The organism is Denitromonas ohlonensis (genome assembly GCF_007625205.1).
In the GTDB taxonomy this organism is placed as follows: domain Bacteria; phylum Pseudomonadota; class Gammaproteobacteria; order Burkholderiales; family Rhodocyclaceae; genus Nitrogeniibacter; species Nitrogeniibacter ohlonensis.
On sequence record NZ_VMNI01000006.1, the window covers coordinates 109,492 to 129,888 of the forward strand.

General features: G+C 64.5%; 16 protein-coding genes. 3 read left to right on the forward strand and 13 right to left on the reverse strand.

Features of this window, described 5'->3' with window-relative positions:
- Positions 1-38: 38 nt before the first annotated feature.
- From FHP89_RS05985 to FHP89_RS06040, 12 genes are all read right to left on the reverse strand, one after another.
- A complete protein-coding gene (locus FHP89_RS05985; RefSeq protein WP_144175336.1) occupies positions 39-1,829 on the reverse strand; it encodes an acyl-CoA dehydrogenase C-terminal domain-containing protein in 1,791 nt (596 codons plus the stop codon).
- 122 nt (positions 1,830-1,951) lie between these two features.
- Positions 1,952-3,148 (reverse strand): acetyl-CoA C-acyltransferase, encoded by a 1,197-nt coding sequence (locus tag FHP89_RS05990; protein WP_144175334.1) that lies wholly within the window; start codon positions 3,146-3,148, stop codon positions 1,952-1,954.
- Between the two features lie 13 nt (positions 3,149-3,161).
- Complete coding sequence (locus FHP89_RS05995; protein ID WP_144175332.1) at positions 3,162-5,543, reverse strand: 3-hydroxyacyl-CoA dehydrogenase/enoyl-CoA hydratase family protein; 2,382 nt, start codon at positions 5,541-5,543, stop codon at positions 3,162-3,164.
- A 268-nt stretch (positions 5,544-5,811) separates the two neighbouring features.
- Positions 5,812-6,504, reverse strand: a complete 693-nt coding sequence (locus FHP89_RS06000; RefSeq protein ID WP_144175331.1) for a TetR/AcrR family transcriptional regulator — start codon at positions 6,502-6,504, stop codon at positions 5,812-5,814.
- Between the two features lie 61 nt (positions 6,505-6,565).
- Positions 6,566-7,846 carry an OmpP1/FadL family transporter gene (locus tag FHP89_RS06005; protein WP_144175329.1) on the reverse strand — a complete coding sequence of 427 codons (1,281 nt, stop codon included), beginning with the start codon at positions 7,844-7,846 and terminating at the stop codon, positions 6,566-6,568.
- Positions 7,847-7,954: 108 nt separating this feature from the next.
- Entirely contained in the window at positions 7,955-8,365 is a 411-nt protein-coding gene (locus FHP89_RS06010) for an acyl-CoA thioesterase (protein ID WP_144175327.1), read from the reverse strand.
- Positions 8,366-8,384: 19 nt separating this feature from the next.
- Positions 8,385-10,364 (reverse strand): 3-hydroxyacyl-CoA dehydrogenase NAD-binding domain-containing protein, encoded by a 1,980-nt coding sequence (locus tag FHP89_RS06015; RefSeq protein ID WP_144175325.1) that lies wholly within the window; start codon positions 10,362-10,364, stop codon positions 8,385-8,387.
- 43 nt (positions 10,365-10,407) lie between these two features.
- Positions 10,408-11,349 (reverse strand): DegV family protein, encoded by a 942-nt coding sequence (locus tag FHP89_RS06020; RefSeq protein ID WP_144175323.1) that lies wholly within the window; start codon positions 11,347-11,349, stop codon positions 10,408-10,410.
- A 136-nt stretch (positions 11,350-11,485) separates the two neighbouring features.
- Positions 11,486-12,766, reverse strand: a complete 1,281-nt coding sequence (locus tag FHP89_RS06025) for an acetyl-CoA C-acetyltransferase (RefSeq protein WP_144175321.1) — start codon at positions 12,764-12,766, stop codon at positions 11,486-11,488.
- Between the two features lie 11 nt (positions 12,767-12,777).
- On the reverse strand, positions 12,778-15,264 hold the full coding sequence (locus tag FHP89_RS06030) for an acyl-CoA dehydrogenase (RefSeq protein WP_144175319.1): 2,487 nt from the start codon (positions 15,262-15,264) through the stop codon (positions 12,778-12,780).
- A gap of 57 nt (positions 15,265-15,321) precedes the next feature.
- On the reverse strand, positions 15,322-16,014 hold the full coding sequence (locus FHP89_RS06035) for a TetR/AcrR family transcriptional regulator (protein ID WP_144175570.1): 693 nt from the start codon (positions 16,012-16,014) through the stop codon (positions 15,322-15,324).
- A gap of 274 nt (positions 16,015-16,288) precedes the next feature.
- The gene (locus FHP89_RS06040; protein WP_186300228.1) at positions 16,289-16,819 is read right to left on the reverse strand and encodes a Spy/CpxP family protein refolding chaperone; all 531 of its coding nucleotides are present in this window, start codon (positions 16,817-16,819) and stop codon (positions 16,289-16,291) included.
- A gap of 192 nt (positions 16,820-17,011) precedes the next feature.
- Between FHP89_RS06040 and FHP89_RS06045 the strand changes: the two genes are divergently transcribed.
- Together FHP89_RS06045 and FHP89_RS06050 are read left to right on the forward strand one after the other, a co-directional pair.
- Positions 17,012-17,698 (forward strand): response regulator transcription factor, encoded by a 687-nt coding sequence (locus tag FHP89_RS06045; protein WP_144175315.1) that lies wholly within the window; start codon positions 17,012-17,014, stop codon positions 17,696-17,698.
- Positions 17,699-17,702: 4 nt separating this feature from the next.
- Positions 17,703-19,019: a HAMP domain-containing sensor histidine kinase gene (locus FHP89_RS06050; protein ID WP_144175313.1), complete on the forward strand. Its 1,317-nt coding sequence runs from the start codon at positions 17,703-17,705 to the stop codon at positions 19,017-19,019.
- Positions 19,020-19,039: 20 nt separating this feature from the next.
- Here FHP89_RS06050 and FHP89_RS06055 read toward each other — a convergent pair whose 3' ends face one another.
- Positions 19,040-19,654 (reverse strand): DUF2238 domain-containing protein, encoded by a 615-nt coding sequence (locus tag FHP89_RS06055; RefSeq protein WP_144175311.1) that lies wholly within the window; start codon positions 19,652-19,654, stop codon positions 19,040-19,042.
- A gap of 103 nt (positions 19,655-19,757) precedes the next feature.
- Here FHP89_RS06055 and FHP89_RS06060 point away from each other — a divergent pair, with 103 nt between their 5' ends.
- Positions 19,758-20,393, forward strand: coding sequence for a LysE family translocator (locus FHP89_RS06060; protein ID WP_144175308.1), 636 nt, complete (start codon positions 19,758-19,760; stop codon positions 20,391-20,393).
- Positions 20,394-20,397 lie beyond the last annotated feature (4 nt).

Below are 20,397 nucleotides of genomic sequence, written 5' to 3' on the forward strand. Positions count from 1 at the left end.
GGCGGGCCGTCTATCGTCTGCGCAGGCAGGACGTAAGCTCAGAACCAGTCTTCCTCCATCGCCATCAGCGGTTCCACACCGGCTCGCGCGGTACGGATCAGCGACGCCGTCTCGGGTAGCAGCTTGGCAAAGTAGAAGCGCGCCGTGACCAACTTGGCGGCGTAGAAGCGATCGCCGCTTTCCACCTTGTCGAGCGCTACGCGGGCCATGCGTGCCCACAGGTAGGCGAACACCAGGTGACCGACCACGCGCAGGTAATCGACCGCGGCGGCACCGACTTCCTCGGGGTTGCTCATCGCCTTCATGCCGACTTCGGCGGTGAGCTTGGTCACTTTTTCGCCCAAATCAGCCAGCGGCAGCAGGAACTCCTGCATGCGCGCGTCCTGCATGTTAGCCAGGGCGAACTGCTGAATCTCGGCGCCGAACTTCTTCAGCGCCGCGCCCTGATCGCCGAGCACCTTGCGGCCGAGCAGGTCGAGCGACTGGATGGTGTTGGTGCCTTCGTAGATCATGTTGATGCGGTTGTCGCGCACGTACTGCTCCATGCCCCACTCGCGGATGAAGCCATGGCCGCCGAAAACCTGCATGCAGTGCGAGGTGGCCAGCCAGCCGTTGTCGGTGAGGAAGGCTTTGACGATGGGCGTCAGCAAGGCGATGGTTTCGCCGGCGTTGCGGCGCACCTCGGCGTCGTCGGTGTTCTGCTCGCGGTCGATCAACAGCGCGATGTACATGCCCAGCGCCCGACCGCCCTCAGCGTAGGCGCGGGCGGTGAGCAGCATCTTGCGCACATCGGGGTGCACGATGATCGGGTCGGCGGCCTTGTCCTTGGCCTTGGCGCCGGACAGCGCACGGCTCTGGCCGCGCTCCTTGGCGTAGGCGGCGGCGTTCTGGTAGGCCACTTCGGTCAGGCCGAGCGACTGCATGCCGACACCGAGGCGGGCGGCGTTCATCATCACGAACATGGCGGCCAGGCCCTTGTGGGGCTCGCCCACCAGGGTGCCGACAGCGCCGTCGAGCACCATCTGACAGGTGGAGTTGCCGTGGATACCCATCTTGTGTTCGATGGCGCCGCAGTAGATGCCGTTGCGCTCGCCCACGCTGCCGTCGGCGTTCACATGGAACTTGGGCACGATGAACAGCGAGATGCCACGGCTGCCGGCGGGGGCGTCGGGCAGGCGGGCCAGCACCAGGTGGATGATGTTCTCGGCCATGTCGTGCTCGCCGGAGGAGATGAAGATCTTCTCGCCGGTGATGCGGTAGCTGCCATCGCCCTGCGGCTCGGCCTTGCTGCGCAGCAGGCCGAGGTCGGTGCCGGCATGCGGCTCGGTCAGGCACATGGTGCCGGTCCACTCACCGCTGGTGAGCTTGGGCAGGTAGGTGGCTTTTTGCTCGGGCGTGCCGTGCGCACGCAAGGCATCGTAGGCGCCGTGGGTCAGGCCCGGGTACATGGTCCACGCCTGGTTGGCGCTGTTGAGCATTTCGTAGAAGGCCTGGTTCAACGTCACCGGCAGGCCCTGGCCGCCGTAGTCGGGGTCGCAGGACAGCGCCGCCCAGCCGCCATCGACAAACTGACGATAGGCGTCGGCAAAGCCCGGCGGGGTGGTCACGGCATGGGTTTGCGTATCCAGCGTGCAGCCGATCTCGTCGCCCTCGCGGTTGAGCGGGAAGAGCACTTCGGACGCAAACTTGCCGCCCTCGTCGAGCACCGCGTTGATGGTGTCCACATCCAGCTCGGCATGGGCCGGCATGGTCTTGAAGGCCTCCTCGACCTTGAGCACTTCGTGCAGGACGAATTGCATGTCACGCAGGGGCGGGGTGTATTGACTCATCGCGATCTCCTCAATGCGGCGGCCTCTTTCGTGCCGCGCTCGAACCGAACGTTCGTACGTTTTTAGAAGCAAAAAAATGGGCGGGTGAAAGGCGCCGACGCCACGCGCCGGCGCCTGCAGACTTACACGCGCTCGAAGATGCCGGCCGCGCCCATGCCGGTGCCGATGCACATGGTGACCATGCCGTACTTGACGGAGGAGTCACGCTGCATGGCGCTCATGATGGTGGCGGTGCGGATCGCACCGGTCGCGCCCAGCGGATGGCCCAGCGCGATGGCGCCGCCGAGCGGGTTCACCTTGGCCGGATCGAGATCGAGCTGACGCATCACCGCCAGCGACTGCGCGGCGAAGGCTTCGTTCAGCTCGATCCAGTCCAGCTGCGACTGCGTCAGGCCACCGGCCTTGAGCGCCCGCGGAATGGCTTCGATCGGGCCGATGCCCATGATATGCGGCGGCACACCGGCGACCGAGAAGCTGACGAAGCGGGCGATCGGCGTCACGCCATAGCGCTTGACCGCCGCCTCGCTCATCAGCAGCACGGCGCCGGCGCCGTCGGACATCTGCGAGCTGTTGCCGGCGGTGACCGAGCCGCGCGCGGCGAACACCGGGCGCAGCTTGCCGAGCTTTTCGAGCGCGGCATCGGCACGCGGGCCTTCGTCGGTGTCGCACAGCGACTCGATCACGCGGACCGTGCCGCCCTCGCCCGGCACATGAGTGCGCACGGTGTAGGGGGTGATCTCGTCCCTGAAGTGGCCGGCGGCAATCGCCGCGCAGGCGCGCTGGTTGGACTGCAGGGCGAAGGCGTCCTGGTCCTCGCGGCTGACCTGCCACTGCTCGGCGACCTTCTCGGCGGTCAGACCCATGCCGAAGGCGATGCCGAAGTTCTCTTCCTTGGCGAAGATGGCCGGGTTGAGGCTCACCTTGTTGCCCATGATCTGCGGCATCACGCTCATCGACTCGGTGCCGGCGGCGATCATCACATCGGCCTGGCCGAGGCGGATCTGGTTGGCGGCGTCGGACACCGCCTGGATGCCCGAGGCGCAGAAGCGGTTGGTGGTCACGCCGGGCACGGTGTCGGGCAGGCCGGCCAGCAGCAGGCCGATACGGGCCACGTTCATGCCCTGCTCGGCTTCGGGCATGGCGCAGCCGACGATCACGTCGCCGATCTCCGAGGCATCCAGCCCCGGCACCTTGTCGACCACGGCGCGCAGCACATGCGCGAGCATGTCGTCGGGGCGCACGTTGCGGAACATGCCGTTGCGCTTGGCCACCGGGGTGCGGGTGGCGGCGACGATGTAGGCTTCTTGAATCTGTTTCATCTGTGTCTCCCGATCAGTTACGCAGCGGCTTGCCGGTTTCCAGCATATGCACGATGCGCTGCTGGGTTTTTTCGTTCTTGAGCAGCGTGACGAACTGGGCGCGCTCGACGTCGAGAATCCACTGCTCGCTCACCCGCGCATTGGTCTCCACCTCGCCACCGCACAAGGCAGTCGCAGCGGCCTTGGCCACGGTGTAGTCGTGCGCGGAGATAAAGCCGCCTTCGGCCATGTTCATCAGCATCATTTCGCAGGTGGCGATGCCGTTGCGACCGGCGACCGTCACCGCGTTGCTCATCATCGGCGGGCGGTAGCCGGCTTCGGCCATGGCGCGCGCCCGGCGGATCGCCGCGTAGAGCAGCTCGTGCGGGTTGAACAGAATGTCGTCCGAGGCCTTGGCGAAGCCCAGTTGCACGGCTTCGAGCGCGCTCTTGGCGACGGTGGCCATGGCGATGGTCTGGAAACTGTTCTGGATGTAGAGATACACATCGCCGCCGGCCGCGCGCTGCGCCAGGGTGTGCGCCTGCAGGGCGAACTCCTTGCAGCCGCCACCGGCCGGGATCAGGCCCACGCCGGCTTCGACCAGGCCAACATAGCTTTCCAGCGCCATCACACGGTGCGACGCGTGCATCACGAACTCGCAGCCGCCGCCCAGCGCCATGCCCTGCACCGCAGCCACCACCGGCACCTGCGCATGCTTGAGCGTCATCGAGGCGCGCTGGAACTTGTCCACCGTGCGCTCGAGCAGGTCGAACTCGCCGGCCTTGAGCGCCTCGGCCACCTGCATCAGGTTGGCGCCGACCGCGAAGGGCGCGTCATGCCACACCACCAGGCCATCAAGATCGCGCTCGGCGCGGGCCACGGCTTCAATCACACCATCCAGCACTTCATTGCCGATGGCATGCGCTTTCGAGGTGATCGACAGAATGCCGATGCGCGCGTCCTGATCGGGGCGCGTCCACAAGCGCACGCCTTCGTTTTCCCAGATCGTCTCACCACGGTCTTTCGGCGCTTCGCCGAGGACTTGCTCGGGGTAGAGCTGGCGGTCATACACCGTCAGGGCCGAGCGCGCCTTCAGCGCATCATCGGCGGCGGAGTAGGAACCGGCGGCTTCATGCACGCCCTCGCGGGCAAACACCCAGGCCGGCAGCGGTGCTTTGACCATGGTCTTGCCGGCGTCGATGTCAGCCTGGATCGCTTGCGCGATGTCGGCCCAGCCAGCGGCCTGCCAGGACTCGAACGGACCCATGCTCCAGCCAAAGCCCCAACGCATGGCGAAATCCAGATCGCGCGCGTTGTCGGCGATGTCGGCCAGGTGATAGGCGCAGTAATGGAACACGTCGCGGAAGATGGCCCACAGGAACTGCGCCTGCGGGTGGCTGCTGGCGCGCAGCTGGGCGAACTTCTCGGCCGGATTGCGGTTCTTGAGAATGGCCGCCACTTCGGGGGCCACCTCGCCGGCGCTGGGGCGGTAGTCCTGCTGCGCCACGTCGAGCACCATGATTTTCTTGCCTTCCTTGCGGAAGATGCCGGCGCGGGTCTTCTGACCCAGCGCGCCTTTTTCAATCAGCGCGCTCAGCCACAGCGGCGCCTTGAACAGGTCGTGCCACGGGTCATTCGGCAAGGTCGCGTCCATGGTGCCGATCACATGCGCCAGGGTGTCCAGACCGACGACGTCGGCGGTGCGGTAGGTGGCGCTCTTGGGGCGGCCGATGCTCGGCCCGGTCAGTGCATCGACTTCGTCAAAACCGAGGCCGAGCTGCTGGGTGTGATGCATCACCGCCAGAATCGAGAACACGCCGACGCGGTTGGCGACGAAGTTGGGCGTGTCTTTGGCGCGCACGATGCTCTTGCCCAGGCGGGTGGTCAGCCAGGCTTCGAGATCGTCGAGCATGGCGGCGTCGGTGGTCGCGGTGGGGATCAACTCGACCAGCGGCATGTAGCGCGGCGGGTTGAAGAAGTGGATGCCGCAGAAGCGCGGACGCAACTCGGCGGGCATGCCTTCGGACAGGGCGTTGATCGGCAGGCCCGAGGTGTTGGAGGCGAAGATGGCATCGGGCCGGACGTAGGGGGCGACCTTGGCGTAGAGATCAAGCTTCCACTCCATCTTCTCGGCGATGGCCTCGATGATCAGATCGCACTCGCGCAGCTTTTCTAGATCCGAGCCGTAGTTGGCGGCCTCGATGTACTGCGCGCGGTCCTTGCTGCCCAGCGGCTTGGGGTCGAGCTTCTTGAGGCTGGCGATGGCCTTGTCCACGATGCCGTTGGGCTTGCCGTCCTTGGCCGGCAGGTCAAACAGCACGACGGGCACATCGGCATTGGCGCAGTGGGCGGCGATCTGCGCCCCCATCACGCCGGCGCCCAGCACCGCCACCTTGCGAATGATCAGTTTGCTCACATGCTCCTCCTGTCACTTCCGTGAGTACGTTGGCCGGCTTTGCCGGCAGCAGGGCGGTGTTGTCGCGAGGCTCCGCGGCGGCTGCCGAGGTGCATCACCAACCCGCACTATTCTTTTGCCGAGGCGTTCAATATGGTCCGCTTCGGCGGTCTTTTCCACCTGCCTGAAAGACACCTGTTCAGGCAGTTCATTCCCGACTCAATAAAATAGATCGAACGTTCGTTTGAATTTTAACTAAAAAAAATGGTTTGGCAAGACCTCTCGAACATCATGTGCCCAGGGCGACTGCCAAAGCCCCCGCCGCAGGCGACACATCAGCCGATGGCGCATTGAAGCCCGCCACGATAAAAGGCATCAGCCGACGCAACATCGCCTCGGGACACCCCGCTTCCTCCAGCGCATAGATCTCGGTCATGCGCATCACGTCCTTGCCCGCCATTGCGTAGGCGACCATGCCGACAAAGAAGTACATCCGCCAGACCACGTCCGCCTCGGACAATGCCGGCAAGGCGCGCATGAAAGCGCACTTGTAGCGCTCCACCGCCTCGGCATATTCGGTGGGAAAGAAATCCTCCACCCCGGCCTCGGGCTCATAAAAAGCCCGGCCGATCATCTGCTTGAACACCGCGCCGGAGATAGTGCCCTTACGGGTCAGGCGCAGTGCAGACGAGATGAACGCCTCAACCAGCACGTCCACCGGAACCGGCGCACCACCCGCCTGCGCCTCCAGGCGATCGAGATAGCCCACCCGGCTGGTATCACGCTGGCCCAACGCCCGAGCATACACAGCCTCCATCAAGCCCTTCTTGGAGCCGAAGTGATAGCTCACCATCGCCAGCGGCACGCCGGCTTCGGTGGTGATCTTGCGTAGCGACGTCGCAGCAAAGCCGTGTTCGGTGAACAGATGCTCAGCCGCGTCGAGCAGGCGGGTTTTGGCGTCAGTGGTATCGCTGCGGGTCATGTTCGTATCAAGGCAAAGAAAAACGGCGCGGCTATCGCCGCGCCGCTCGATCCGGTGAGGATCAGAACGCCATGGAGTACTGGGCGCCGAGGATCAACACGCTGGAGTCGTAGGTACCCGTCACACGACCACGGCCAAGTGCGCTCTGGTCGTTGTCGATTTTGGTTTCGGGCACGATCAGGTAAGCGATACCGAAATCAAGCTTCGACGTCGGCGTCACCGCCCACTGCGCACCAGCACTTAGCCAGGTCCGGTTGCTATCCGGCAACGACACGAGACGCAGTTGCGCACTGCGCACCGGCGTCTGATCGTAGGCCACGCCGAACTTCAGCTTCCAGTCGTCATTCAGCTTGTAGTTGGCACCGAGTGCGACACGCCAGGTATCGCGAAACTCTGCGTCCAGCGTCTGCACGGTTTGGCCCGACAGCGTGCCGGAGGTGCGGACGATGTCGATTTTCTTGATGCTGCTCCAACCGGTCCAGGACAGATCACCGAGCATTTCCCAGCGATCGTTCAGCTGTTGGGTCAAGCTCAGAATAAAGGTGTCAGGCAGTTCGACATCGGCCTCGGCCTTGCCCGTGGTGAGCGAAGCGGCTGCGCCGGCCAGCGTACCGTCGACCTTCAGATCACCCGTCAGCGTGTGCTTGACCTTGGAGCGATACGACACGCCCAAACGGGTCGTATCGGACAAGGTAAACAACGCACCAACGTTCCAGCCCCAGCTGTCGTCGGATGCATCCAGCGTGACATTGGTCGAAGCGAGGGCGGCACTGGCTACCGCAGCTGTACGCACATACTCAGCCTCCATCCGCTGCCAGTTCAAACCAAAACCAACCGACACTTTGTCGTTGACGCGATACGCGATCGACGGGTTGATGTTGACGGTCTTGATGTCGAACTTCTGTGCCTGAGCGGCACCGACCCATGCCTCGTCATACTCGGTCACCAGACCAAAGGGGCCGCTCATGCCGACGCCAACGTACAGGTCTTTGGTCAAGGCCCAGGACAGATACGCGTTGGGGATGAATGCCCATGAGCCGGCATCGTCGCCGTCGCCCGACCCCGCCAGCGCGCCAACGCTCGAACCTTCGTCCTTGAACTTGAAGGACGGCAGAACCGCATTCATACCGCCGGACACCTCACGCTCTTTCAATTGCGTCATACCCGCCGGGTTAAAGAAGATCGTGCTGGCGTTGTCGGCCACCGCGGCTGAACCCGCATACGCATTGCCCAGGCCGCTGGCGTTTTGCTCCAACAACTGGAAGCCGGCCGCTGCGACATGCGCGCTGCCCAAAGCCAATACCGCCAGCGGTACCAGACGTGCGATGTGTTTCGTTTTCATTTTTTAGTCTCCTCACTGCGCCAAATAATGCCCTTGCGGGTCTTTCTCCCGGCCACTGCTGACCGGTCACTCAATACAGGCCGTCACACCCCGTAACGCCCTACCAAATCACTGATTCAGCGGCGGCAACGGCCGCTTTTTTCCTTCGTTGTCCACCGACACATAGGTCAGCTTGGCCTCGGTCACCTTGACCACCACCGGGTCTTCCGGATGCCGCTCGGCATAGACCTCGACCGCGATGGTGATCGAGGTGCGCCCTTCCTTGACGATGGTGGCGTAGAAGCTGAGCAGGTCGCCCACCGACACCGGCTGTTTGAACAGGAAGGAGTCGATGCTGATCGTCGCGACCCGACCGCAGGCCCGCCGCCGTGCGGGAATGGCACCGGCAATATCGACCTGCGCGGCGATCCAGCCGCCGAAAACGTCGCCGGTCGGGTTGGTGTCGGCCGGCATGGGCATCACGCGCAAGGCGAGATCCCGGTCATCGGGCAGGCTGCAAATCTGGGTGTCGTGAGTCATGTGCTTTACTCCGTGTCCGTCAGGCGCCTTCCGGCACCAAAGGCGAAACCGGGTCATCAATGACTGGCCCGTCGCCCCGCGTCTGCAAGGTCTGGATCGGCCCGCCGCGGAATGGCGCAAAACCGGTTCCGAAGATCACGCCGGCGTCGGCAAGGTCGCCATCGGCCACCACGCCAGCGCGTACACAGCGCTTCGTAGCCTGCAAAAGTGGTTCGATGATACGGTCAGCCAAACCGGCAGGGATTGATCCAGATGTGGCTTTTTGTGCCTTGCCGCCCGCCCATACATAGAAACCTTCACCGGATTTCTTGCCCAGCTTGCCCGCCTCGACCCGCTGCATCAGACCGCGCGGCGCGGCACCGGCATCGCTACCGGTGAGCGCCTGACCTGCCGCCACGGCAATGTCGAGGCCGACGGTATCGACCAGCTCGACCGGCCCGATCGGCATACCCCAGGCGACCAGCGCGGCGTCGATGGTTTCGGGCGCAATGCCCTCATCCACGCAGCGCAGGGCTTCGAGCATGTAGGGGCCGAGCACGGCGTTGACCAGGAAGCCCGGCGCACTCTTGACCGGCAGCGGCAGCTTGTCGATCTTGCGCACGAAGGTGGCGGCGCGCTTGACCGCGTCGGTATCGGACTGCTCGCCGGTGACCACTTCGACCAGCGGCAGCATGGCCACCGGGTTGAAAAAGTGGATGCCGACCAGTCGCTCGGGTGCGCTCAGCGCCGTGGCAATGTCTTCGAGCCGCAGACTGGAGGTGTTGGTGGCCAGCACGGCCTCCGGCTTGGCGCGGCGTTCGATATCGGCAAACAGCGCGCGCTTGGCCTCGAGGTTTTCGTAGATCGCCTCGATGATCACGTCGGCATGCGCCACGCCATGACCCTGCGGATCGGGAATCAGGCGGTCGAGTGCGAAGCGCGCCTGACGCTTGTCACTACGGAATTTCTTGTCGTAAAGCTTGGCGGCGCGCGCCACGGCCGGTGCGATGCGCTCGGCGGACTGGTCTTGCAAGGTCACGGTCATGCCGCGCAGCGCACACCACGCGGCGATGTCACCGCCCATCACGCCGGCGCCGACCACATGCACCCGCTGGGGCGCGAAGTCACTGTCCTTGCCAAAGCCCTTGAGGCGCTCCTGCAGGAAAAACACGCGCACCAGATTCTTGGCGGTGGATGAACGGAAGATCGCATCCATCGACGAGGCACTGCTGCTCGGCACATCCAGCGCATTGCCGCCGTAGTTGGCCCAGATATCGATAATCGCGTAAGGCGCGGGATAGTGCTCAGGGCGGGCCTTGGTGGCCACCTGCTTGCGCGCCTTGCTGGCCACGATCGACTTGAGCGAGCCGTTCAACAAGCGCTGCATGAGGGGCAGTTTCCGCGCCGGCTGGCCGGATAGTGCCAGCACACGTGCGGCGTTGTCCATCACCCGCGGCGCAACGCAGGCGTCGGCCATACCAAGCCGATAGGCACGCCTGGCGTCCAGGCCCTTGCCGGTGAGCATCAGGTCCAGCGCCGCGCCCGGGCCGATCAGCTCGGGCAGTCGCAGCATGCCGCCCCAGCCCGGCACAATACCGAGCATGACTTCGGGCAGCGCCAGCCGGGTGCCGGGTTCATCCACCACGATGCGATACCGGCAGGCCAGCGCCAACTCCAGACCGCCGCCCATGCAGTGGCCGCGAATCAGGGCCAGCGTCGGGAAGCTCACCGCGGCGAGCTGATTCATCAGATCCCAGCCGCGCTTGACCAGCGCACGCGCCGCCTCGGCCGAGTCTACCTGCGTGAACTCTTCGATATTGGCGCCGGCAATAAACCCGGCCGGCTTGGCCGAGGCAATCACCAGCGCATTGGGCGGCTGGCTGGACAACGCCGACAACACGCGCGAGAGTTCGCTCATCGCCTCGGACGAGAGCGTGTTGGTGCTGCTCTCGGCCGCGTCAAAGTCCAGCCAGGCCAGGCCACCGTCTTCACGGCGCAATTGCCAATGTTTATAGGTCATTCCATTCGCTCGCGTCGTTCGCGCCCGGGATCTCCGGGGCGCATCACACTTGATGTCCATGGGCGGCAAAAGCCACGCACAAGGCGCCGGCGCCCACATTGATGGCCGCGGTCTGACTCATGTGCGAAACCAGCACCTCGACACCCGCGGCATGCGCCGCCTTTTCCATTGGTTCAAACCCTGGCATCGCGCCGACGCGATCCACCGGGCCGCCGTAACTCACACAAATGCAGGGCACATCCAGCCCTTGCACAATTTGCCGCTCGACACGCGCAAACAGTGACTTCACGCCGCTTTCAAACCCGCGCACCTTGTCGACCGGGCGGGTGTTGTCCCGGTGGGCATAGAGCACCGGCTTGAGGTTGAGCAGCGAGCCCACCGTATAGGCGGCCCAGTTCACGCTGTGGTCGCCCTTCTTGGCCGCGCGCCGCATGATGTAGTACAGGTCGTCAGCCACCATGAAGGCATGCAGCCCATCGGCAACATGCGACAGCCGCGGGCTCATCGCGTCCAGTGCCGTGCCCGCGTCGCGTAGTCGTACCGCCTCATAGGCCAGCACGCCTTGCCCGGCAAACAGGGTGCGCGAGTTGATCACCGTCGCGCCCCAGCTCAGGCTCAGGCCCGCCGCGCGACGCACTTCGCGCGCGCTTCGCCCGGCCGTGAGTGCCGCCTGCGTGGCATGCGCAAAAATCGGGCTGCGTCCGCTGGTGATGGTCATGCACACCAGGTGGTCATAGGTGCTCACCCAGCTTTCCAAAAACAGGGCTTCTATCTCGCCGGCCGACAAGGGCGCCGACTCGGCATGCAGTTCGGCACGCCTGTCCTGGCGCTCGCGATAGAAGGCCGCGGTGCTGACCGGGTCGCGGGTGTCGACCAGATGGCGATCCCCCACACGCAAGCCGATCGGCAGCACATGGATGCCCTTGTCCGCCAGGAAGTCACCCGGCAGATCGCAGGCCGCGTCCACCACCAACCCGATCCTCATCGACGCACCTCGCCAATCCAGCGAAAACGGGTTTCAACACCTGTAGAGACAGGCCCGAAGGCTACGGCGGACGCGGGGCTTGGCAATATGCAGGGGGGCATCACCGCCTCCCGCGCCCGACCGTAACCTGTCGCCCTCACAGGGCTTCAACCAACATGGCACCGCCTTGTCCGCCACCAATGCAGATACTGGCAATGCCGCGCTTGCCGCCGTTGCGGCGAAGCACATTCAACAGATGCAGCACGATGCGCGCGCCGCTGGCGCCGACCGGATGGCCTTGCGCGACGGCGCCGCCATCGATATTCAGACGACTTTCGTCGAGCACGCCCATGGCGGCGTCGAGACCGAGCTCGTTGCGGCAGTAGTCTTCGTCGTCCCAAGCGCGCAAGCAGGCGATCACCTGGGCGGCAAAGGCTTCGTTGATTTCCCACGCATCCAGATCGTTCAGCGCGAGCCCGTGGCGTTGCAAAATCGGCGACGCCGCATGCACCGGACCCAGGCCCATCTGATCGGGCGCGAGGCCGGCCCACTGGCTGTCGGCGATCTTGCCGATGGGTTCGAGGCCGTGCTTGTCGACCGCCGCTTCGGAGGCGAGGATCAGCCATGCGGCGCCATCGGTAATCTGCGAGCTGTTGCCGGCAGTCACCTTGCCGTAACGCTTATCGAAGAAGGGGCGCAACTTGGCGAGATTGGCGGCCGTGGAGTCGGCACGCATGCCGTCGTCCTGCGCATACACTTTTCCGTCGCGGTCGATCAGCGGAATGATTTCGTCGAAATACCCGGCGGCCTGCGCGGCGATCACGCGCTGGTGGCTGCGTGCGGAGAATTCATCCATCTCCTCACGACTGATGCCGAACTTCCAGGCCAGGTTTTCGGCGGTCTGGCCCATCAGCTGGCCGACGATCGGATCGGTCAGGCCTTTCATGATGCCGATCACCGGTGCCAGATAGCCGAGCTTGAACTGGCGCAGCGCGGCGACTTTTTGCCCAGCGGTTTTGGTCGCGTACCAGCCCGACAGCCAGCGCACCATGGCGTCGGACAGCAGCAGCGGCGCCCGCGACAGCGCATCGGACCCACCGGCCAGCACCAGATCGGAACGCCCGGCCTGAATGTTGACCAGCGCAGAATCCAGCGCCTGCATGCCGCTGGCGCAGTTGCGCATCACCGTCCATCCCGGCACCTTGAGCCCACAGCCCATGCGCAGCGCCACCACCCGGCCGATGTTCACTTCATCCGGCGAGGGGCTGGCGCAACCGAGGATGACCTCGTCGAGCTGGTCGGGCGCAAAGCGCTGGCGCGACAGCAAGGCAGAGCCAGCCGCAGTGGCCAGATCGGAGGCCGCGAACGGCCCCGGCGTGTTGCGCGACTTGAGGAAGGGCGTACGCGCCCCATCGATGATGTACACCGGCTTGTTCATGGCGAGCCCCCTTACGCGACTTTGCGCCGTGCGTTCTGGTCGTCGGGGGTGACATCTTCGAGCGCGGCGCGCAGGCCAAAGTCGTACTCGAAGTCATCGACCCGGATCACTTTGTCGCGCAACTCGCCACGACGACGCATCACCGCGTATTCCACGTCGGTGATCACGCGGGCCTCGAGTGCCTTGGCGTAGAGCGCATCGACGCCACCGCCAATAAGCAGGCCGGGGGAAAACTGGCCGCCCTTGATCGCGCGCTTGACCTTCTGCTCGATCGGCTCGGCCTCGACCGTGGCCAGCAAGGCAGCCTCCAGCGCGGCGACCGGATCTTCGAGATCGGTGCCGACGTAGGAATCGGCCACCAGGCGATCGCGCGTGGCGGACGGCGTGATCAGCAGCTTGGCCACGTCGTGACCGAGGCGGTCGGATGGCACCACATAGGGGCGACCGATCGGGAACACCACCACATGACGCAGGAAAGCGGCGAAGAGCTTGTTCGGGAAGTTGGCGATCACGCCTTCGAAGGCGTTCTGGATCTTGAACATCGCATCCCACACCGCCCAGTGCATCAGCGGTGCATCGTCTGCCTGACGGCCTTCGGCCTCGTAGCGCTTGAGCGTGGCAGATACCAGATACATCAGCGAAAGAATATCGCCCAGGCGGGCCGACAGCTTTTCCTTGCGCTTGAGCGCGCCGCCCATGGTGCCCATCGAAATGTCGGACAGGAAGGCGAAAGCGGCCGAGTAACGGGTGAGCTGCTGGTAATAGCGCTTGGTTTCGGGTGCGATGTCGGCCGGAACTTTGACGAAGTGCGAACCGGTGAGGCCCATCACCAGCGCCCGTGAAATATTGCTGACGGTGTAGCCGATGTGGCCCCAGAAGGCTTTGTCGAAGGTCTCGAGATCGTTGTCCTGCGCCGCATGCATTTCCTTCAGCACATACGGATGGCAGCGGATCGCGCCCTGACCGAAGAGGATCAGGCTGCGCGTCAGGATGTTCGCGCCTTCGACGGTGATGCCGACCGGGATCTGCTGGTAAGCGCGGCCGAGGAAGTTCTGCGGGCCGAGGCAGATGCCCTTGCCGCCGATCACGTCCATGCCGTCATTGACGGTCTGGCGGGCGCGCTCGGTAACATGGTATTTGACGATGGCCGACACCACCGAGGGCTTCTCGCCGAGATCGATCGAGCTGGCGGTCAGCACCCGCGCCGCGTCGGACAGATAGGTGTTGGCACCGATCCGGGTCAGCGCTTCTTCGACGCCCTCGAAGCGGCCGATGGCCGTCTTGAACTGGTAGCGCACGCGAGCGTAGGCACCCACGGTGCGCGCGGTGAGTTTCTGCATGCCGGTGTTCGAGCCCGGCAACGAGATCGAACGGCCGGCCGCGAGACACTCCATCAGCATGCGCCAGCCCTGACCGGCCATGGCCGGGCCGCCGATGATGAAGTCGAGCGGCATGAAGACATCCTCACCACGAATCGGGCCATTCATCCACACCGCGTTGAGCGGGAAGTGACGGCGACCGATATCCACGCCCGGGTGGTTCCACGGCACCAGCGCGCAGGTGATGCCGACATCTTCGGTGTCGCTCAGCAGATGGTCGGGGTCGAACATGCGGAAAGCCAGGCCAAACACGGTACACACCGGCGCCAGCGTGATGTAGCGCTTGTCGAAAGACACGCGCACACCGAGCACTTCTTCGCCCTGCCACATGCCCTTGCAGACCACGCCGGCGTCAGGAATCGAGGCCGCATCGGAACCGGCCCAGGGGCTGGTCAGCGCAAAGGCGGGAATCTCCTGCCCTTTCGCCAGGCGCGGCAGGTAGTGGTTTTTCTGTTCCGGCGTGCCGTAATGCAGCAGCAACTCGGCCGGACCGAGGGAATTGGGCACCATCACCGTCACCGCGGCGGCGGACGAGCGCGTCGACAGCTTGGTCACTACCTGCGAGTGCATGTAGGCCGAGAAGCCCTTACCACCGTATTCCTTGGGGATGATCATGCCCAAAAAGCCCTGGGTCTTGATGTAGTCCCACACCACCTGCGGCAGATCCTGCTTCTGGGCGCTCTCCCATTCGTCGGTCAGGCGGCACAGCTCGCTGGTTTGCACATCGAGAAACTGCTGCTCCTCGTCGGACAGCTTGGGCCACGGATAGGCCAGCAGCTTGCGCCAGTCGGGCGCGCCGGCGAACAGGTCGCCCTCCCACCACACGGTGCCGGCTTCAAGCGCGTCCTTCTCGGTCTGCGACATCGAGGGCAGCGCCTTGCGAAAAGCACTGAGCGTCGGCGCGCTGATCAGCGACTTGCGCAGCGACGGCACCAGAAAAACGCCCATGATCGCCACATACGCCAGTAGCGTCAGCACTACGGCGCCGATCGGCCACACACCCACCCAGGCCAACCCGGACAGCCATACCAAGCCCGCCACAAACCAGGCAAAAAATGGCGCTCGCCCGTAGGCGAGCGCACCTGCCAAGGGAGGGAGGGACAGAAAAAACCAGATCATGTGCTACATCTCCTCGCTGGGTGCGGCGCGTTCTATTGCGCGCTCACACCTTGACCATCACGCCGCGTCGCGGCGGATTGCTCTTGATTCAATGACCTCTTCCGGCAAGGGCGCCCGCAAGCCCCCCAGCAAGAAAGACATCAGTCGCGGCATCAACCGCGTGGGGTCCTCATCATCAAAGTCCCCGGCAAACAACTTCAATGCATCCGTCCCGGCAATGGCGTAGGACATCGCCCCCATCATGAAATGGAAGCGCCACAGAATTTCCTCGCGTGGCACATCTGGCAGCGCCCGATACAGCGCATTCATGAAACGCTGCACCACCTCTGCATATTCTTCGGCCAGAAACTGGCGCACAAACTCGTTCGGCTCGGTGTAAGTACGACCCAGCAAGCGCATGAAGGTCGCCCCGCCGTGCTCGGTATCGGCCGCCATCTTCAACGACACACCAAAAAAGGCGGCCACGATCTTGCTCGGCTTGAGCGGCGCACCGTTTGCCAGCGACTCCTCGGCCTCGAGCGCGCCCAAGCGGTCGCGGTTCAACTCGGTCAGACGCCGCCGAAACACCTCCTGAATCAGCGCATCCTTGCTGCCAAAGTGATAATTCACCGCCGCCAGATTCACCTCTGCCTGGCCCGTAATCATTCGCATCGACGTGGCTTCGAAGCCATGCGTCATAAACAGCGATTCCGCTGCATTCAAAATCCGCGCCCGGGTATCTGGACCCTGCTTTGCCGTTGCCTCGCTCATGGGGATCACGCTCCTTCGTTCTTGTTTTGTATTGGGGCAGATCATCGCAATAGCAAAAGACGCAATCCTGTTCAAACGTTCGTTTGAATCATACGTTCTGCTAAAACGATGTCAACTGATTTCTAGGTCTCCCGCCCAAAAAGATCAATCGGCGGTGCAACATAAATACTTGATGCAATGCAACATTTTTGCCGCGCCGCAGACTCATGATGCCGCAGTGGACGACAAAAGGGGCGCCTTCGCGCCCCTTTTGCCATGTGCACTCTCGCTTACATCAAGCGTCCGGACTCGGTCCGCCGCGCATCATGCCGCGCCCCATGCCCTCGCGCTTGTCGCCCCGCCATGCACGCTTCTCTTGAAGCTGCTTGCGCTGCTCGGGTGTCAGCACCTCATAAACGGCACGTTCGCCAGCAATGCGCGACTGCATCATCGTGGCCATGGCGACCGACTGCTGCTCGGTCAATGCCTTGACGCGCGCTGCATCGTAGTTTTCAGCGGTGGCGGCTTCACGCAGCTGATTCTTGAGATCACGCATAAGCTTCATCTGCTCACGCATTTTCGGCATCTCGGCGTGCTTGAGTTCAAAGATCTGGTCGCGCTGCGCTTCGGTCAGATCCAGCCCCTTGAGCATCCGCATCATGCCGCCACGGCCGGGGCCATCCATACCCGGCCCCATGTGCATGGATGCCTCGCACCCGCCCTTGCCGCCACCCATGCCAGGCGCGGCTTGTGCGGCCAGGGGCACTGCCAACGCAATGCTGCTGGCCAACAGAAAGGCACCAATAATCGATTTACGCTTGTTCATCATGCTCTCCTTGATTCGTCGTCTATCCGGTCCGGGGCGAGTCCCCCTCCACCGACAGCTGCAGTGTCGCGCTGCGCCCCGTAAAGCACGGTTAACCCGGGGTAAAGACAGGTAAAGCGGCGTAAAGGCGCTCGCCAGTCCTTTTAGCCGCCGTATCATTGGCGCCATGAACGAAAGAATCGTGGAGTCGAGATGACGCGCGTGCTGCTGGTCGATGACGACCTGGAACTCTCCGCCATGCTCAAGGAGTACCTGGCGCAGGAAGGCTTCGAGGCCACCACAGTGGCCGATGGCGAGGCCGGCGTCGCCGAGGCACTGTCGGGCAACTACGCCATCGCCGTGCTGGACGTGATGATGCCGCGCCTCAATGGCGTTGATGCCTTGCGCCGCATTCGCCAGGAGAGCCGGATGCCGGTCCTCATGCTCACCGCGCGCGGTGACGACGTGGATCGCATCGTCGGCCTGGAGCTGGGCGCCGACGACTACGTGCCCAAGCCCTGCAGCCCCCGCGAACTGGTGGCTCGCCTGCGCGCCATCTTGCGCCGGACCGCCATGCCCGAGCCCACCACCGATGCCGACGAATTCACCGTCGGGCCGCTGCGGCTTTGGCCCGCGCGACGCGAAGCGCAGTGGGCCGGCGAGGCGCTGACGCTCACCAGCACCGAATTCACCTTATTAGAAGTACTGGTCGCCGCGGCTGGGCATGTCGTGAGCAAAAACACCTTGTCCGAAAAAGCACTCGGCCGGCCGCTGGCCCGCTTCGACCGCAGCATCGATGTCCATGTCAGTAGCTTGCGCCACAAACTGGCACCGCGCGACGATGGCCGCTCGTGGATCCAGACCGTACGCGGTCAGGGCTACCAGTTCGTGCGGGAGTAACACCATGGGCCGCCTGTTCTGGAAATCCTTCATCGCCCTGTGGCTGACACTGACCTTGTCGGTGCTCGCGGTCGGCGCCGCGGTGTGGCTGTATCGGGGCACGAACGAAGACGCTGCACGACTCGAAGTGGCCACCTACCGCTCAAACATAGCCCTCGATACCGTCGAGTCCGTGCTTCAGCACGGTGGGCCGCAAGCAGCCCACCAGTTTCTGATGCGCCGACCGCCCCGCGGCGGGCCCTCCGTGCTGGTTGTGGACGCGAACGGCCACGAACTCCTCGGGCGCCCGGTCCCCCCCGACCAGCACGATCACACGCGCCAGATTCAAACCGCCGATGGCGCGTCGCTCCAACTCATTGCCGTACCGCCCCCGGCGCGCAATCACGGCTTTGGCGCACGCCGCACCCCGCCGCCGCTGTGGGTGCCGGTCTCCACCATCTTGCTGGCCAGCCTGGTGTTCAGTGCCTTGCTGGCGTGGTACGTCGCCAAGCCCATTCGTGTCCTGAAGCGCGCCTTCGACGCCGCCGCCGATGGACAGCTCGACACACGGGTCGCGCCGCTGATGGGCGGCCGGCGTGACGAGATCGCCGACCTCGGCCACGACTTCGATCGCATGGCCGCTCAGCTCCAGGCGCAGATCGCCGCCCAGCGCCGACTGCTGCATGACGTCTCGCACGAGCTGCGCTCGCCGCTGGCGCGCATGCAGGCCGCCATCGGTCTGGGTCGCCAGAGTCCCGACAAGCAAGACACCATGCTCGAGCGCATCGAACGCGAATCGGCCCGACTCGACACCCTGGTGGGCGAGCTGCTCACCCTGTCCCGCCTCGAAGCCGGCGCCAGCGGTCGCGCGGAGCATCTCGAACTGGTGGAGCTGATTGCCGGCATCGCCGACGACGCGCAGTTCGAAGCCGAAGCCCGGGGCCGCAGCCTCGTCTTCAGTGGCGAAGGCGAATGCTGGACCTGGGCACAGTCCGAACTGATTCACCGTGCCTTCGAAAACGTGATCCGCAATGCGGTCAAATACACCGCCGAGGGCACGCAGGTCGACGTCACGGTTCAGCTATCCGCCGATCATGTTCAGGTGGTGGTCGCCGATCGTGGCCCGGGCGTACCGGCCGACGAACTTGAAGCCATCTTTGAGCCCTTCCATCGCAGCGACGCCGGCACCGACGCCCCGGGCTTCGGCCTCGGGCTAGCCATTGCCCGCCGCGCACTGGCGGCGCATGGCGGCCAGATCCACGCCCAATCGCGCGAAGGCGGCGGGCTGGTGGTTGAAATGGTTTTACCGCGGCGGGCGCAGGCCCCTCAGGGCGCCAGCTAACGCGCGCGCGCCGGCCCGGCTCAACGCAGCCGGGCCAGCCAGCGATCATGCCGCCGCCCGAGCAGCATTTGGGCGAACACGGCCCCGAGCAGCGCCAGCGCCATGTCGGACTGGGTGTCCCACGGGTCGCCCTGAGTGCCCAGAAAATCTTCAGCCTGCCCGCCCATCACCACCGCCGCCAACCATTCGATCAGCTCATAAGTGGCCGAGATCGCCAGACAGATGCAGCACACCAGGAAGAACAACCAGCGCGGCCGGCGCAGCACCTGGAGTCGCAGCAGCAACTCGCGAGCCACCATGGCCGGGACAAAACCCTGCGCAAAATGGCCAATGCGGTCATAGGGGTTGCGCGCGAAATCAAATACGTCCTGCAGCCAGAAGCCCAGTGGCACGCGCGCATAGGTGTAGGTCGCGCCGAGGATCAGGATCAGCGCATGCACCGCAATCAAGGCCAGCACCAGCCGGGTGAGCGGATAGCGGCGGTGCGTCGCCATCAACAACGGCAGCGCCATCAGCACCGGCGCCACTTCCATCCACCAGGTCAGCCGGTCGTGCGGCGAAATACCCGACACCGCCAGCGCGACAAGCACGATGGCCACCAGCGCCCACTCGAAGCGCGCCCCCCGATCTGCCATGTTGCGCCCTCCCATCACTTTTCCAGCGCGCACGGTAGCACGCATGACGCCGACCCGGCAGCCCGGTACACTGGCCGATTGCTGGCCACCAAGAGCCCCCGACATGCCCACCCCCGACACCCTCATCGCCTTTCTTGGCATCGCCCTGATCATCACCTTTGCGCCCGGCCCCGACAACCTCATGGTGCTCGGCCAGAGCCTCGCCCGAGGGCGCATGGCCGGCTTCGGCATCGCCGTTGGCTGCGCGCTGGGGTGTTTCACCCATGTGCTGTGGGCCACGCTGGGCGTCAGCGCCGTGCTGGCCGCCTCGCCCATGGCCTTCACTGCACTCAAGCTGGCCGGCGCGGCCTATCTCGCCTGGCTAGGCATTCAAGCCATCCGCAGCGGCGGGCAATTGGCGGTGAATGCACAAGCAGCGCCCGCACGACCATGGCGCAAGGATGTGGGGCGCGGCTTTGTGGCCAATGCCATCAACCCCAAGGTCGGCCTGTTCTTCCTCGCCTTCATGCCGCAGTTCGTCCATGCCGAAGCCGGCAGCGCCACGCTGCAGATGCTGGTGCTCGGCTTGGTGTTCATGCTGCAGACGGTGCTGGTGTTCGGCGCCGTGGCCTACCTGGCTGGCGGAATCGGCCGGCTGCTCAAGCGCCGCCCCGGCGTTGCGCCCTGGCTCGACCGCATCGCCGGCGTGATCTTTCTCGGCCTGGCGCTGCGCCTGGTCCTTGACGACACACAGGGCTGAGCCA

Excerpts from the sequence above, each read along its gene's own strand:
- FHP89_RS06050 (WP_144175313.1), top strand. The coding sequence starts at position 17,703 with ATGGGCCGCCTGTTCTGGAAATCCTTCATCGCCCTGTGGCTGACACTG.
- FHP89_RS06005 (WP_144175329.1), bottom strand. The coding sequence starts at position 7,846 with ATGAAAACGAAACACATCGCACGTCTGGTACCGCTGGCGGTATTGGCT.
- FHP89_RS06015 (WP_144175325.1), bottom strand. The coding sequence starts at position 10,364 with ATGACCTATAAACATTGGCAATTGCGCCGTGAAGACGGTGGCCTGGCC.
- FHP89_RS06040 (WP_186300228.1), bottom strand. The coding sequence starts at position 16,819 with ATGAACAAGCGTAAATCGATTATTGGTGCCTTTCTGTTGGCCAGCAGC.
- FHP89_RS05990 (WP_144175334.1), bottom strand. The coding sequence starts at position 3,148 with ATGAAACAGATTCAAGAAGCCTACATCGTCGCCGCCACCCGCACCCCG.
- FHP89_RS06045 (WP_144175315.1), top strand. The coding sequence starts at position 17,012 with ATGACGCGCGTGCTGCTGGTCGATGACGACCTGGAACTCTCCGCCATG.
- FHP89_RS06010 (WP_144175327.1), bottom strand. The coding sequence starts at position 8,365 with ATGACTCACGACACCCAGATTTGCAGCCTGCCCGATGACCGGGATCTC.
- FHP89_RS05985 (WP_144175336.1), bottom strand. The coding sequence starts at position 1,829 with ATGAGTCAATACACCCCGCCCCTGCGTGACATGCAATTCGTCCTGCAC.
- FHP89_RS06055 (WP_144175311.1), bottom strand. The coding sequence starts at position 19,654 with ATGGCAGATCGGGGGGCGCGCTTCGAGTGGGCGCTGGTGGCCATCGTG.
- FHP89_RS06030 (WP_144175319.1), bottom strand. The coding sequence starts at position 15,264 with ATGATCTGGTTTTTTCTGTCCCTCCCTCCCTTGGCAGGTGCGCTCGCC.
- FHP89_RS06035 (WP_144175570.1), bottom strand. The coding sequence starts at position 16,014 with ATGAGCGAGGCAACGGCAAAGCAGGGTCCAGATACCCGGGCGCGGATT.
- FHP89_RS06060 (WP_144175308.1), top strand. The coding sequence starts at position 19,758 with ATGCCCACCCCCGACACCCTCATCGCCTTTCTTGGCATCGCCCTGATC.
- FHP89_RS06020 (WP_144175323.1), bottom strand. The coding sequence starts at position 11,349 with ATGAGGATCGGGTTGGTGGTGGACGCGGCCTGCGATCTGCCGGGTGAC.
- FHP89_RS06000 (WP_144175331.1), bottom strand. The coding sequence starts at position 6,504 with ATGACCCGCAGCGATACCACTGACGCCAAAACCCGCCTGCTCGACGCG.
- FHP89_RS06025 (WP_144175321.1), bottom strand. The coding sequence starts at position 12,766 with ATGAACAAGCCGGTGTACATCATCGATGGGGCGCGTACGCCCTTCCTC.